16 protein-coding genes are annotated in these 13,020 nt (G+C 35.8%); 7 read left to right on the plus strand and 9 right to left on the minus strand.

Features of this window, described 5'->3' with window-relative positions; translation table 11 throughout:
• Nucleotides 1-55: 55 nt before the first annotated feature.
• From pdxH to V3Z67_RS01195, 5 genes are all read left to right on the plus strand, one after another.
• Nucleotides 56-700: a pyridoxamine 5'-phosphate oxidase gene (gene pdxH / locus V3Z67_RS01175; protein ID WP_330441598.1), complete on the plus strand. Its 645-nt coding sequence runs from the start codon at nucleotides 56-58 to the stop codon at nucleotides 698-700.
• A gap of 82 nt (nucleotides 701-782) precedes the next feature.
• Entirely contained in the window at nucleotides 783-1,307 is a 525-nt protein-coding gene (locus V3Z67_RS01180; protein WP_330122682.1) for a SixA phosphatase family protein, read from the plus strand.
• The gene (gene ppk1 / locus V3Z67_RS01185) at nucleotides 1,270-3,405 is read left to right on the plus strand and encodes a polyphosphate kinase 1 (RefSeq protein WP_330441599.1); all 2,136 of its coding nucleotides are present in this window, start codon (nucleotides 1,270-1,272) and stop codon (nucleotides 3,403-3,405) included. Before V3Z67_RS01180 ends, ppk1 begins: the two co-directional genes overlap by 38 nt.
• Before the next feature lie 42 nt (nucleotides 3,406-3,447).
• Nucleotides 3,448-4,338 (plus strand): Ppx/GppA phosphatase family protein, encoded by an 891-nt coding sequence (locus V3Z67_RS01190; RefSeq protein ID WP_157484240.1) that lies wholly within the window; start codon nucleotides 3,448-3,450, stop codon nucleotides 4,336-4,338.
• 82 nt (nucleotides 4,339-4,420) lie between these two features.
• The gene (locus V3Z67_RS01195) at nucleotides 4,421-4,594 is read left to right on the plus strand and encodes a macro domain-containing protein (protein ID WP_330441600.1); all 174 of its coding nucleotides are present in this window, start codon (nucleotides 4,421-4,423) and stop codon (nucleotides 4,592-4,594) included.
• Between the two features lie 158 nt (nucleotides 4,595-4,752).
• Here V3Z67_RS01195 and V3Z67_RS01200 read toward each other — a convergent pair whose 3' ends face one another.
• From V3Z67_RS01200 to V3Z67_RS01215, 4 genes are all read right to left on the minus strand, one after another.
• A complete protein-coding gene (locus tag V3Z67_RS01200) occupies nucleotides 4,753-5,367 on the minus strand; it encodes a hypothetical protein (protein WP_330441601.1) in 615 nt (204 codons plus the stop codon).
• Nucleotides 5,368-5,480: 113 nt separating this feature from the next.
• Nucleotides 5,481-6,143 carry a signal peptidase I gene (lepB, locus tag V3Z67_RS01205; RefSeq protein ID WP_330441602.1) on the minus strand — a complete coding sequence of 221 codons (663 nt, stop codon included), beginning with the start codon at nucleotides 6,141-6,143 and terminating at the stop codon, nucleotides 5,481-5,483.
• A gap of 8 nt (nucleotides 6,144-6,151) precedes the next feature.
• Nucleotides 6,152-6,916 (minus strand): TIGR02757 family protein, encoded by a 765-nt coding sequence (locus V3Z67_RS01210; protein WP_330441788.1) that lies wholly within the window; start codon nucleotides 6,914-6,916, stop codon nucleotides 6,152-6,154.
• Nucleotides 6,917-6,945: 29 nt separating this feature from the next.
• Nucleotides 6,946-7,614 (minus strand): ABC transporter ATP-binding protein, encoded by a 669-nt coding sequence (locus V3Z67_RS01215; RefSeq protein WP_330441603.1) that lies wholly within the window; start codon nucleotides 7,612-7,614, stop codon nucleotides 6,946-6,948.
• A gap of 142 nt (nucleotides 7,615-7,756) precedes the next feature.
• On the opposite strand from V3Z67_RS01215, the gene msrA reads away from it, so the two are divergent.
• Complete coding sequence (gene msrA / locus V3Z67_RS01220) at nucleotides 7,757-8,419, plus strand: peptide-methionine (S)-S-oxide reductase MsrA (protein WP_442902253.1); 663 nt, start codon at nucleotides 7,757-7,759, stop codon at nucleotides 8,417-8,419.
• A gap of 36 nt (nucleotides 8,420-8,455) precedes the next feature.
• Here msrA and V3Z67_RS01225 read toward each other — a convergent pair whose 3' ends face one another.
• From V3Z67_RS01225 to V3Z67_RS01245, 5 genes are all read right to left on the minus strand, one after another.
• The gene (locus V3Z67_RS01225) at nucleotides 8,456-8,773 is read right to left on the minus strand and encodes a DUF6787 family protein (protein WP_330441604.1); all 318 of its coding nucleotides are present in this window, start codon (nucleotides 8,771-8,773) and stop codon (nucleotides 8,456-8,458) included.
• Nucleotides 8,774-8,803: 30 nt separating this feature from the next.
• Nucleotides 8,804-9,250, minus strand: a complete 447-nt coding sequence (locus V3Z67_RS01230; RefSeq protein WP_330441605.1) for a DUF6146 family protein — start codon at nucleotides 9,248-9,250, stop codon at nucleotides 8,804-8,806.
• Nucleotides 9,251-9,339: 89 nt separating this feature from the next.
• A complete protein-coding gene (locus tag V3Z67_RS01235) occupies nucleotides 9,340-10,302 on the minus strand; it encodes a D-2-hydroxyacid dehydrogenase (RefSeq protein WP_330441606.1) in 963 nt (320 codons plus the stop codon).
• Nucleotides 10,303-10,331: 29 nt separating this feature from the next.
• Nucleotides 10,332-11,402, minus strand: a complete 1,071-nt coding sequence (serC, locus tag V3Z67_RS01240; protein WP_330441607.1) for a 3-phosphoserine/phosphohydroxythreonine transaminase — start codon at nucleotides 11,400-11,402, stop codon at nucleotides 10,332-10,334.
• Between the two features lie 97 nt (nucleotides 11,403-11,499).
• The gene (locus V3Z67_RS01245; protein WP_330441608.1) at nucleotides 11,500-12,561 is read right to left on the minus strand and encodes an acyl-CoA reductase; all 1,062 of its coding nucleotides are present in this window, start codon (nucleotides 12,559-12,561) and stop codon (nucleotides 11,500-11,502) included.
• Nucleotides 12,562-12,631: 70 nt separating this feature from the next.
• Between V3Z67_RS01245 and V3Z67_RS01250 the strand changes: the two genes are divergently transcribed.
• Nucleotides 12,632-12,985 (plus strand): 4Fe-4S dicluster domain-containing protein, encoded by a 354-nt coding sequence (locus V3Z67_RS01250; protein ID WP_330441609.1) that lies wholly within the window; start codon nucleotides 12,632-12,634, stop codon nucleotides 12,983-12,985.
• Nucleotides 12,986-13,020 lie beyond the last annotated feature (35 nt).

Below are 13,020 nucleotides of genomic sequence, written 5' to 3' on the forward strand. Positions count from 1 at the left end.
TAAAAATTAAATAAATTTAAACTGTTGTTTATATATAGTTTAAAAAGATATAAAAATGGAAGATTTAAGTAATTACAGACGTTCATATGAAAAAGGTGAATTAACCGAACAGAATTTACCTGAAGATCCTGTATCGCTTTTTAAAAAGTGGTTTCATGAGGTTGAAGATTTTGGAGCTGTTGCCGAGGTAAATGCTATGACGGTTTCTACCATAGGTAAAGACGGATTTCCAAAAGCGAGGGTGGTGTTGCTTAAACAATTTACTTACGAAGGTTTTATATTCTATACTAATTACAATTCTGAAAAAGGAAAGGCTATAGAAGCTAACCCTAATGTCTGTCTTTCATTTTTTTGGCATGAACTTGAACGCCAGGTTATTATAAAAGGTGTTGCAGAGAAGGTATCCGAAAATATATCTGATGGTTACTTTGAAAGTCGTCCGGAAGGAAGTAGGCTTGGGGCTATAGTATCGCCACAGAGCGAAGTTATTCCTTCACGTGATTATCTTGAAAACAAACTGCACAATCTTGAAAATGAATACAAAGGGAAAGAGATTGCGCGCCCAAAAAACTGGGGTGGCTTTATCGTAAAACCTGTAGAGGTAGAATTTTGGCAGGGAAGACCAAACAGACTTCATGACAGAATACGATATAAACTACAGGATGATTTCAGTTGGTTAACAGACAGGCTTGCTCCGTAATAAAAAATTAACATATTCTTTGGATTTTATTAAGCTATTTTTTCTGATATTTAATATATAGATATTTTAAAAATGCAGGCCCATGAAAAATTTAATATTAATCCGTCATGCAAAATCAAGCTGGGATGCCCCACTGATTGATAAAGACAGACCATTGTCTAAAAGAGGGATAGACGATGCGCATCTTGTTGCTTCTGCGGTTTCAGGATACTTACCAAAAACTTTTATGGTTTGGTCCAGTACAGCACAACGCGCTAAAAATACAGCCTACATTTTTGCTGAGACTCTTTCAATTCCTATAGAAAATATAGTATTTAAAGACGATCTTTATACTTTTGAGGTAAAAAAGCTTGAGAATATCATAAAAAGTTGTGATAACAAATATGATAACCTAATTCTTTTTGGACATAACGAGGCGATTACTAATTTTGTTAATATCTTTGGGAGCGTTACCTTAGATAATGTACCTACTTCGGGTTTTGTTTCAATATCTTTTGAGCAAGACGACTGGGGTGCAATACAAAAAGGTAAAACCCAAAAAACAGTTTTTCCAAGAGAGTTAAAAAAATATGATTCACCATCACACACCGGTAAACCGGTATATTGACAGGGAAAAAAGCTGGCTGGCCTTTAATGCGAGAGTATTACAGGAAGCAGCTGATGAAAAAGTCCCATTATTAGACCGACTTAGATTTTTAGGTATATTTTCCAATAATTTAGACGAATTCTTCAGGGTTCGGTATGCTGCAGTTAGGCGATTAAGCTTAGCAGGGCAAACCGGAGAGAAGCTTTTGGGCGGTATATCCTCACAGCAATTGCTTAAGGATATTACCGAGATTGTTATTGAACAACAGTCTGAAAGCTTAAGGATATTAAGTGTTATTGAACAGGAACTTCAGCAGGAAAATATTTACATTATCAACGAGACCGAAATTTCCAAGGAACAGGAAAACTTTATAAAAGATTTCTTTATCCAAAAGGTTAGTCCGGAGTTGGTGACTATTATCCTTAATGATCTTGACGAATTCCCGTTACTTAAAGACGCGGCAGGTTATCTTGCCGTTAAACTTGTTATTAAGCCTAAACAAATTAAGGGGCCTGACGGAACTTTAATTGATGATGACAGTAACAAGAAAAGGGAAGTGCGTTATGCCGTTGTGGAAATGCCTAAAACAGTAAACCGTTTTGTGGTATTACCGTCTAATAACGATAAGCACTATGTTATTTTGTTAGATGACGTTATCCGTTATAACCTCCACAATATCTTCAGTATTTTTAATTATGAGAGTGTATCTGCACACATGATTAAAATTACCCGTGATGCTCAGCTGGAAATAGACAGTGATCAGAGCAAGAGTTTGATGGAAAAAATTTCCAAAGGGGTAAAAGAAAGAAGGATTGGTGAACCGGTACGATTTGTTTACGATCAGTCAATAGAGAAAGATACGCTTAACTTTTTCCTTACCCGAATGGGGATTGATGCTACGGATAGTATTATTCCCGGTGGTCGTTACCACAACAGGAGGGATTATATGAGTTTCCCTAACTTGGGCAGGTATGATTTGCTTTACAAGCAAAATCCACCACTACCTGTACCCGGGTTAAGTCTTGACGGTAGTATTCTTGATAAAATAAAAGAAAAAGATTATCTGTTAAACGCTCCATACCAGTCGTTCTCTTATATCATTCGTTTTTTAAGGGAAGCAGCGCTGGACCCAAAGGTAATTTCGATAAAAATTACCCTTTACAGGCTTTCTAAAAATTCCCAGATTATCAGTTCCCTAATCAATGCAGCTAAAAATGGTAAAAAAGTTACTGTACAAATTGAGCTGCAGGCACGTTTTGATGAGGCTAGTAATATTTCTTATTCAGAGCAGATGCAAAGGGAAGGAATCAACCTTATTTTCGGAGTAAAAGGGCTTAAGGTTCACAGTAAAATTTGTGTGGTTGAGCGTGTTGAGAAAGGAAAAATAAAACGTTACGGATTTATATCTACAGGTAACTTTAACGAGTCTACAGCTAAGATTTATACCGATGTAACTTTGTTTACCTATCATCAGCAAATATTAAAGGATGTAAACAAAATATTTGACTTTTTTGATGTAAATTACCGAATACATCGCTACAAGCATTTGTTTGTATCGCCGCATTATACAAGGTCTAAGTTCTATAAACTGATAGACAGGGAGATACTTAATGCGATAGCCGGAAAAGAGGCCTTTATCAAACTAAAAATGAATAGCCTTACCGACTATAAAATGATTGACAAATTGTATGAAGCCAGCAGGGAAGGAGTAAAAATACAGCTTGTAATAAGAGGTATTTGCTGTCTTATCCCGGGCGTGGAAGGTATGAGCGAGAATATTGAGGCTATAAGTATTGTAGATAATTACCTGGAACATTCGAGGGTTTATATTTTTGGGAATAACGGACAGCCGGAAGTGTTTATCTCTTCTGCCGATTTTATGACCCGTAACCTTGACGAAAGGGTAGAAGTTACCTGCCCTATATATGATGAGGATATAAAACAGGAACTTATAGATACTTTTGAAATTGGCTGGAAAGGTAATGTAAAAGCAAGGCTGCATTCTGAAAACCTTGAAAACAGGTACAGAAAACGTCCTGAAGAAAAAGTATTCAGGGCACAGCTTGAAACCTATAACTATTACAGGGATAAACTGGAAGTAGTTTTCGATAATTTTTAAATTATAAAACTTCGGGCTTAGAGCGCGGGGTTCTTATTGCGAATGATTAACATAAAAAAATATGCAGCGATAGATATTGGATCAAATGCCATGAGGCTTTTGGTGTGCAATATTGTAGAGCAGGAAGGAAAAGCACCACAATTCAATAAAAGTTCTTTAGTACGCGTTCCCATACGTTTAGGGCAGGATGCCTTTACAGTTGGCGAAATAAGTGACGATAATATAGAGCGTATGGTAGATGCCATGAAGGCTTATAAATTACTTATGAAGGTACATAAGGTTGAAAGGTATATGGCATGTGCTACATCAGCAATGCGTGAGGCTTTTAACGGTAATGAAGTGGCAGAACTGATTCAACAGGAAGCTGAAATCAAAATAGATATTATTGATGGTAAAAAGGAAGCTGCTATTATAGCATCGACCGATTTACATACTTTTATAAAGCCCGACCAAACATATCTTTTTGTGGATGTAGGTGGTGGTAGTACCGAATTTTCTCTTTTTGATAACGGTAAGATCATAGCTTCAAAATCTTTTAAAAATGGTACGGTACGTTTGCTAAACAATATGGTGAACGATTTGGTTTGGGTAGAGATAGAAAAGTGGATTAAAACTGTAACCGAGCCATTTGATAATGTTACCCTTATAGGTTCTGGTGGTAATATCAACAAGCTGTTTAAACTTTCGGGTAAAAAACAGGATTTACCATTATCCTATTTTTATATTAATTCTCAGTATCAGTTTCTTAATACGCTTACTTATGAGCAGCGCATTGCCGAGTTAGGGCTTAACCCCGACAGGGCAGACGTTATTATATATGCCACCCGTATATATCTTAATGCTATGAAATGGAGTGGTGCACGTAATATTTATGTACCGAAAATAGGTCTGTCAGACGGTATAGTAAAAGCAATGTATTACGGGAAAATTTAATCATGAATAAAATAGAGCTTATTAAGGGTGATATAACAAAAATCACTGCCGAGATGCTATTGTCAATGCAGCTAATTCTTCTTTGCTGGGTGGTGGTGGAGTTGATGGTGCCATACATAGAGCAGGCGGAGCGGCAGTACTTGATGCCTGTGTAGCTTTAAGAAATAAACAGGGTAATAATCATGTAATTGATAAAGTGATATTCGTTTGTTTTGATTACGAAAATTACACTCTCTACAAATCAATTTTAGAATAATGTATTAAATAATGGAAACAACAGTAACCGATTTTCTTTTGGTCTTGGAATGTGGCAGCTACTTTGTATACTGTTCCTCCTACTTTTTGTAGTATGCATATTCTTTTTAGTGAGATATATTTCAAAAAAAACTTTATCTAAATAAAAATAAAAGGAGACTACCAGTCTCCTTTTATTTTATCGATTATTTCATCCTGCCTGTGTTCATCAAGTCTTCTCAAATAATGTCCGTTAGGCTTTATTATAATGTAATTGCCATAAGAGGCTTCATAATTTGAAAATAGATTTTTGAGCAGATAATTATTTTTATCTTCTATAAATCCATCTAGTATATAATCTTTTTGTGAAACGAAAAAATGTACATAACCGTAATTCTTTTTAAAGAATCTTAAATAGGAACGGTTTTTCGTGTATTTATAGAAGAAGCCATCATAACTCGTATCGTTTTTTGAAGGTAATGAGAAAAAATCAATAACTATAGTCTGGCTATCTTTAATTTTTTGCCCGCTTAATAATTCAAGTTCTTTTATTAGAGATTTTCGGTCTTGTTGCGTAATTATGTTTATCTCTTCTCTCAAAAACAAACTACCTAATACGGCGGTATCATTTTCAATGAGTTTATAAGCATATTTATGATTAGGAACTTTTAAACTGTCAATAAACGTTTGTTTATCAATAGACTCTCCTTTGTGATTATAAAAATATACGCTTGGTTCCTGTGAATAGGAGTGAAAGCTGAAAAGCAGACATAGTAATGCAGTAAGTAATCTCATATAGGTAAGGATTTGTTTGATACACTGCAATTTAACTAAAATCCTTCAAACACACCAAGCTGAAATAAAGCGAAGTCGTACTTTACAGGATCTGTAGTGTGTAACAGGTGTATTTATCTAATCAAAGTTCCTTTTATATCGCTTTCATCAATTAATCCAATATATCTGGAGTCCATGGCATTTTCTCTGTTATCACCTAAAACAAATACTTTATTAGCAGGTATAACTATTGGGCCAAAATTGTCTCTATTCCAGTTTTGTTGATAAATATCTGTAATAAATTTATCGGGTACCGTATCAAGTATTCTTTTATAGGGGAACTTTACTTTATGCATTACACTGTCTTCAGCAGTAATATGAAGGTAATTGTTTTCTATTAATACAGGAAATCCTCTTTGTGTGAAATAATTTCGTTGCTTTCCCGGAAGTTTTTTTATTTCATTAATATCTATAAGGTAACTGTGATTAAGGTTGTATTGATTGTCAAAGTTTTTACTGTTACGATATAAAGTACCATCCTTAATTTCAATAGTATCATTTTCTTCTCCTACAAGCCTGTATAAATACGAGTTACTTTCTCTTTCAAAAACTATGAAATTACCTAATTCAGCTTTTTTTAACCTTGAGATAAAAATAGCTGAGCCTGTTTTTATTGTTGGTTCATTAGCACTGGTAGGTATGCGGTAAATACCGATAATATTTAATATATTACATATAATTAGTGTAAATAAAATTACACTAAATGTTATAGTCAGATATATAATTTTTCTATTCATAATTAAATTTAAAACCCTTCAAACACACCAAGCCCAAATAAAGCAAAGTCATACTTTACAGGGTCGGTAGGGTCTAAATGACGCAATTGGGTATCCAGTTCTTTTAGAGCCTTAGCATCGTTTTGTTTTCGATTAAGTAGACCCAGTTTCCGAGCTACATTGCCCGAATGTACGTCTAACGGGCAGGATAGGAGTGAAGGTGATATTTTGTTCCATATACCCAAATCGACACCTGCGTTATCGTTACGAACCATCCATCGTAAAAACATATTGATTCTTTTTGCTGCCGAACCGTTTAAGGGATCGGATACGTGTTTTTGTGTACGTGACTGATGGGCTATTTCAAAGAAAACTTTTTTAAACTCACTTATACTTTGTTGCATTCCATCTGTATTTTGATGTTTAGCAAAAAGCATTTCGAGTCCGCCATGATTTTTGTAAATATTCTGTAATGCCCGCATAAAAGTGGCAAAGTCTACCGAATTGAATGTGCGGTGTACAAAGCCTTCCAAATTATCCAAATGATCTTCATTATGGTTCATAACAAAGTCATACGGACTGTTACCCATCAAGTTCATCATTTTATTGGCACTGTTAATAATCATTTTACGATTACCCCAGGCAATGGTAGAGGCAAGGAATCCGGCTATTTCTTTATCTTCTTTTAAGGTATATCGATGCGGGATCTGTATTGGGTCGGTATCAATAAAATCAGGATTGTTGTATAAAATTACCTTTTCATCAAGGAATGATTTAAGCTCCTCCACATTCATTTTTTCATTCATCAGAGAGATCTCCATTTTTAGTGTCCCGAAATTATCTTTCCGTCACTCATAACTAGTTTTCTATCAGCCATATTTGCCAGTTCCTCATTATGGGTAACAATAACAAAAGTCTGTCCCATTTCATCTCTTAACTTAAAGAATAGGTTATGAAGGTTCTCGGCAGAATGGGTGTCAAGGTTTCCCGAAGGTTCATCGGCAAAAATTACGGCAGGTTTATTTATAAGCGCTCGTGCTACAGCAACACGTTGCTGTTCACCACCCGATAGTTCTCCCGGTTTGTGGTTTATTCGGTGTGATAGCCCTAAATACTCAAGTAGTTTTTTAGCTTCTGCTTCCGTTTCTGCTTTTTGTTTCCCTGCTATAAACGCAGGTATACATACATTTTCAAGAGCTGTAAATTCAGGAAACAACTGGTGAAACTGGAAAATAAAACCGAGTTTAAGGTTTCGGAACTTTGATAAGGCTTTGTCTTTCATATTCAGTACGTCTTCACCATCAATAAGTAGTAAGGTTCCGTTCTCTGATTTAGGTTTATCTAGTGTTCCCAATATTTGCAGTAGGGTTGTTTTTCCGGCACCTGATGCTCCTACAATAGAAACGACTTCTCCTTTTTTAATATGTAAATCCACGCCTTTAAGTACATGAAGGGAATCGTAATATTTATGAATATTTTTTGCCTGTATCATTAATTCGGGTTTTCACAAAGAAACAAACAATTTAAATAAAAATAAATCTTTTTTGGCACAATATTTCGTATGTAAATAGTGTAAAATCTGTTTAAAAACAGATTGTAACAAAATGATTGTATAACTTTGAAAACTGCATACAATGAAAAGAATTATGATGCTAGCACTGGCTGTTTTTACACTTTCCTGCCAGGGAAAACCCGAGACAGCAGTAACAGATAACAACAAAGAAGAATTAAAGAAAGGAGATTTAAAACAAATGGATAACAGCAAGTTAGAGACTGCCATATTTGCAGGAGGATGCTTTTGGTGCACTGAGGCATTTTTTACCGATTTAAAAGGAGTGGATAAAGTAGTTTCCGGTTATATAGGAGGTACTACAAAGAACCCAACTTACAAAGAGGTTTGCAGTGGTACAACAGGACATGCCGAGGCTATTAAAATTACGTATAACCCTGATGAAATTGCTTATGAGGATTTACTTGAAATCTTTTTTGCGACTCATGATCCTACTACGCTAAACAGGCAAGGGGCCGATATAGGTACGCAATACAGGAGTGAGGTGTTTTATACTACTCCTGAGCAGAAGACTAAAGCAGAAAACTTTATCAAGCTACTGGAAGATCAAAAAATATTTGATAAGAAGATAGTTACTAAGGTTAGCGAGGCTACAGAGTTTTATCCGGCAGAAGATTACCATCAGGATTATTATGCCTTAAATCCTAATCAACCGTATTGTAAGGCAGTGATTGAGCCTAAACTTAGTAAGCTTAAAAAGAATTATAAGTCTAAACTTAAAGAATAATTAAATTAATATAAGTGATAAAATAAAAGCTCCTAATTAAGAGCTTTTATTATTTTTAAATAGAAAACCAAGCCCCATGCTACGGAGCATTTTTTTCTCGAAGTTCCAAAAGAATTTAAACTGACCGGATACAAATCCGAAAAATACCAGTAATACCTGATATACCGGAAAGATAATAAGTAGTCGAAGTGGTATATACAGCCAAGGAGACATGGCATCTTTAGAGATACCTATCCATTCTATTACTGGTTTAGATAAATATGCCGATGTTGAGCCAGTTATGGCAAAAACAATGAATATTACTATGAGTTGGAAATTACTGGTAATACCCCAGCGCTTTTTTAATTTTTCCATGAAAAGGGTTAAAAGACAAATATACTTGATTTAAGTTTTAGGTACAATACCTCCAAGGCGTTGTCCTGTTGTTAACTGAAAATATACCAAATAATTGTATAGCATATAGTTTACTTCATATCCGTAGTCTATTCGGGGGGCATAATCTATTTGCATAAGGTATAGGTCTCCGTAACGTTGTGGCTGCATTGCTCTTATATTCCATTGTACTACCCATAACCTGTTTTTGTTTTCCAAATATTGTTGTGAGTAATATCCCCTTGGTTTTGCCCTGGAATATAACCATGAATTAAATCCCGGGTCTATAATGGTAATTTCATATTCCAACTCATCGTTTGCAATTCGCACAGTGTCATTAGCTATGGCGGTAGTATCTGTAGAGAAAGACATAGGTTCCATAGCCTTAATATCATTTTGTGTTTTACAACTCAATACAAGTAGCAAAAATATTCCGAAAAGTGCAATGTAATTTTTCATAGCTATATGACTTTTGATCATACAGGTATAAAGTTAAAAAATAAAAAGCACCCGATAGGGTGCTTTTCTGTTAATTAAGATTTTTAATCTTAGCTATTTGCTGTTTTCAAAATACTTATAATCTGTTCGGCAAGCTCTGTACCAATACGATCCTGAGCCTCAAGGGTAGCAGCCCCAATGTGTGGTGTTAATGAGATTTTAGGATTCATTAATACCTGTATAGCCGGTTTAGGCTCTTCCTCAAACACGTCAAGTCCGGCAAAGGCAACCTTACCGCTATCAAGAGCATCAACAAGGGCAACCTCATCAATAATACCACCACGAGATGCGTTAATGATACCAACACCGTCTTTCATAGATTCAAGTTCAGTCTTACCAATAAGGTGACCATCCTGTGCAGGTACGTGTAGGGTAATAAAGTCGGCATGCTTAAAAATATCCTCAATAGGCTCTGTACTTATTTCAACATTAATAAACTGACCGTTATAGAAGTCTACCCTGATTTCAGCATTGCCAATAAATTTATCTGAAGCAATTACTCGCATACCTAATCCAAGGGCGATACGTGCTACAGACTTACCTATTTTACCAAACCCTATAATACCTAGTGTTTTACCTTTAAGTTCGGTACCAGCCGCATAACTCTTTTTAAGGCTGTTAAAGTTACTGTCGCCCTCAAGCGGCATAAGCCTGTTAGAATCATATAGGAAACGTACGCCTGAGAAAAGGTGGGCAAAAACAAGTTCTGCAACCGAGTCAGATGAAGCAGCTGGGGTATTGATTACATGAATGCCTTTTTCACGGGCATATTCCACATCAATATTATCCATACCAACACCACCACGACCTATTATTTTAAGGCTTGGGCAATTGTCAATAATATCTTTTCTTACCTGTGTTGCACTCCTTACCAAAATTACGCTAATCTCGTTTTTATTAATGTAATTAGCTACCTGTTCCTGTGCTACTTTTGTTGTTATTACTTCAAATCCGGCATCTTCAAGAGCTATAATACCGCTTTTGGAAATTCCGTCGTTTGCTAAAATTTTCATTTGTTCTCTTAAGATTTGATGATTAAAATTTATACAGTTCTTTCAAACTCCTTCATTGCATCTACAAGTACCTTAACGCTCTCTAATGGCATGGCATTGTAAATGGAAGCCCTGTATCCGCCAACAGACCTGTGTCCGTTAATACCGCTAATGCTAGCTTCTTTCCAAAGTTTATCAAACTGTTCTGTATGTGCTTCATCCTTTAAAAGGAAGGTTACGTTCATTTTAGAGCGGTCCTCGGTTTTTGCAGTACCTTTAAACAAAGGGTTACGGTCAATTTCATTATAAAGGAGTTCGGCCTTTTCATTGTTTTTCTTTTCTAAAGCTGCAATACCACCATTTTTTTTAATCCATTGAAGGGTTAAAAGTGAAGTGTATACAGGGAATACCGCAGGGGTATTGTACATACTCTCTTTAGCGATATGCTGACTGTAATCTAAAATCCCAGGGATGTTTCTTCCGGTATTGCCAAGTATATCTTCTTTCACTATAACAAGGGTAGTACCTGCAGGTCCCATATTTTTTTGAGCTCCGGCATATATAATTCCGAATTTAGAAAAATCCAGTTCTCTTGAAAAAATATCTGAACTCATATCGCAAACCAAAGGCACATTGGTTTGAGGGAAACTGTGCATTTGTGTCCCGAAGATGGTATTATTACTTGTACAGTGTAAATAATTGGCATCTGCCGGTAAAGCAAAGCCTTTAGGTATATAGTTGTAGTTTTCGTCTTTGGATGATGCTATAACCTCAGTAGTGCCAAAACGTTTAGCTTCCTTTATAGCGCCCGAAGCCCATGTTCCCGTATCAAGATAAGCAGCTTTGCCATTTTCTTTTAACAGGTTGTACGGAACTCTTACAAACTCCATACTGGCACCTCCGGTTAGGAAAAGTGCTTTATAACCTTTGCCTTCCAGCCCTAAAAGCTCAAGCGCTGTGGCTCTGGCTTCTTCCATAACGGCAACAAAATCTTTACTTCTGTGTGAGATTTCGAGGATAGAAAGCCCTGAATTATTAAAATCAAGGACTGCCTGAGCAGATTTTTCAAATACTTCTTGTGGCAGGATTGAGGGACCTGCACTGAAATTGTGTTTTTTCATGGGACAAATTAAAAATAGATAGAATGCGTGCTACAAATTTCCAAAATATCCATTAGATAACGGCAAAAAAGTTTCCAAAATATTTTGAATTATTCCGCTATATTTTTGATAAAAATGCAATTGTATCCACACCATCTGCATAATCCCAAAGCTGTGGTTTTTGTGTGTCTCCAAAAGCAACTTTTCCGTTAATACCATCTATGTTAGTAACAATGCACTGAATCAGTTCTTTATCGGTTTCAATACGCTGTTTAATAGCATCTGTACTTTCATAAAACTCATAAAAAACACTCGAGATAGGAGAGGGGTAGCCAGAGTCCTCTTTTATAGTTAAAAAACCATTGTCCAGAATTTTAAAGTTACTCATTAGGAAAACGGCTTTGTTATAATCGTAGTTGTTGGCATATTTTTCATACTGTATAATATCCCTGTATTCATATATGGCCTCCCAAAACGGAGTGAAGTCATAATCCTTAGGCACAAAAAGTTTTGATACGTTACGACACCCTAAACCAAAATACCTGAAGATATCTTCTCCAAGTCTTACCAATTCTTCTTTACTTTCGTTACCTGTAAGTATAGCGGCAGAGTTACGGTTCTTACGGATTATAGATGGTTTATCTTTAAAATAGTATTCAAAATAACGAGCAGTGTTATTACTACCTGTGGCAATAACGGCATCAAAGCCTTCCAGTTTTTGCTCGATGAAAGTAACAGTATTTTCAAAACGGGGTTCAACTGCAATAAGGTATTTGGCTAAAAACGGCAGTAAGTGCTGATCGTTTGATGATGTCTTAATCAAAGCTGTGTGTCCTGTAATTAATACCGAAATTAAATCATGAAACCCAACAAGCGGAATGTTGCCTGCTAAAATAAGGCCTATGGTTTTAGGTTCTATATTATCCAGATTATAATTATTTAACCATTTATCCAGATTATCAGGGGTTAGGGCATTAGCCCAGGATTGTAATGCGAAATAGACCTCATCCTTAGTAAACCAGTTATTGTGTGATTGTGATAGCTCTATCAGGTTAGAAAAGTTATCAAAAAATAAGTCGTTGTTCTTTACACCCTCTTTTGGAGTAGTGCTTTCGGCAGAAAACTGACCTAAAAATTTACCTAATTCAACAAAGGCTGTTTTTCTTTCGGCTAAAGTCATTAGATTTGCTTATGAATAGTTTTGGACGTAATTTTGTGCAAATTTACATTATTAAAAAATAAAACAAGCTATGGCAATCATAATAACAGACGAATGTATAAACTGTGGGGCATGTGAACCCGAGTGTCCTAATACGGCAATATATGAAGGTGCCGATGACTGGAGATATAAAGACGGTACAAGTTTAAGTGGTAAAATTGTATTACCAAACGGAGAAGAGATAGATGCCGATGAGGCTCAAACGCCTATTTCAGACGACTTATATTACATTGTACCTGGTAAATGTACAGAGTGTAAAGGTTTCCATGAGGAGCCTCAATGTGCTGCTGTATGTCCGGTGGACTGCTGTGTACCTGATGATGACCATGTTGAAAGTGAAGAAACACTATTAAACAGGCAGGCATTTTTACATGGAGATGAATAAGGAAATCTTATTTTAAATATAAAATCCCCTGCATT

Origin of the sequence: Flavobacterium sp. C4GT6, assembly GCF_036347315.1 — a bacterium.
Taxonomy (GTDB): domain Bacteria; phylum Bacteroidota; class Bacteroidia; order Flavobacteriales; family Flavobacteriaceae; genus Flavobacterium.

What these genes read in the sequence shown, in the direction of transcription:
- serC (WP_330441607.1), bottom strand. Translation starts at nt 11,402, where the DNA reads ATGAAAAAACACAATTTCAGTGCAGGTCCCTCAATCCTGCCACAAGAA.
- lepB (WP_330441602.1), bottom strand. Translation starts at nt 6,143, where the DNA reads ATGAATAGAAAAATTATATATCTGACTATAACATTTAGTGTAATTTTA.
- V3Z67_RS01180 (WP_330122682.1), top strand. Translation starts at nt 783, where the DNA reads ATGAAAAATTTAATATTAATCCGTCATGCAAAATCAAGCTGGGATGCC.
- msrA (WP_442902253.1), top strand. Translation starts at nt 7,757, where the DNA reads ATGAAAAGAATTATGATGCTAGCACTGGCTGTTTTTACACTTTCCTGC.
- V3Z67_RS01235 (WP_330441606.1), bottom strand. Translation starts at nt 10,302, where the DNA reads ATGAAAATTTTAGCAAACGACGGAATTTCCAAAAGCGGTATTATAGCT.
- V3Z67_RS01215 (WP_330441603.1), bottom strand. Translation starts at nt 7,614, where the DNA reads ATGATACAGGCAAAAAATATTCATAAATATTACGATTCCCTTCATGTA.
- V3Z67_RS01190 (WP_157484240.1), top strand. Translation starts at nt 3,448, where the DNA reads ATGATTAACATAAAAAAATATGCAGCGATAGATATTGGATCAAATGCC.
- V3Z67_RS01210 (WP_330441788.1), bottom strand. Translation starts at nt 6,916, where the DNA reads ATGAATGTGGAGGAGCTTAAATCATTCCTTGATGAAAAGGTAATTTTA.
- V3Z67_RS01225 (WP_330441604.1), bottom strand. Translation starts at nt 8,773, where the DNA reads ATGGAAAAATTAAAAAAGCGCTGGGGTATTACCAGTAATTTCCAACTC.
- pdxH (WP_330441598.1), top strand. Translation starts at nt 56, where the DNA reads ATGGAAGATTTAAGTAATTACAGACGTTCATATGAAAAAGGTGAATTA.
- V3Z67_RS01250 (WP_330441609.1), top strand. Translation starts at nt 12,632, where the DNA reads ATGGCAATCATAATAACAGACGAATGTATAAACTGTGGGGCATGTGAA.
- ppk1 (WP_330441599.1), top strand. Translation starts at nt 1,270, where the DNA reads ATGATTCACCATCACACACCGGTAAACCGGTATATTGACAGGGAAAAA.
- V3Z67_RS01230 (WP_330441605.1), bottom strand. Translation starts at nt 9,250, where the DNA reads ATGAAAAATTACATTGCACTTTTCGGAATATTTTTGCTACTTGTATTG.
- V3Z67_RS01245 (WP_330441608.1), bottom strand. Translation starts at nt 12,561, where the DNA reads ATGACTTTAGCCGAAAGAAAAACAGCCTTTGTTGAATTAGGTAAATTT.
- V3Z67_RS01200 (WP_330441601.1), bottom strand. Translation starts at nt 5,367, where the DNA reads ATGAGATTACTTACTGCATTACTATGTCTGCTTTTCAGCTTTCACTCC.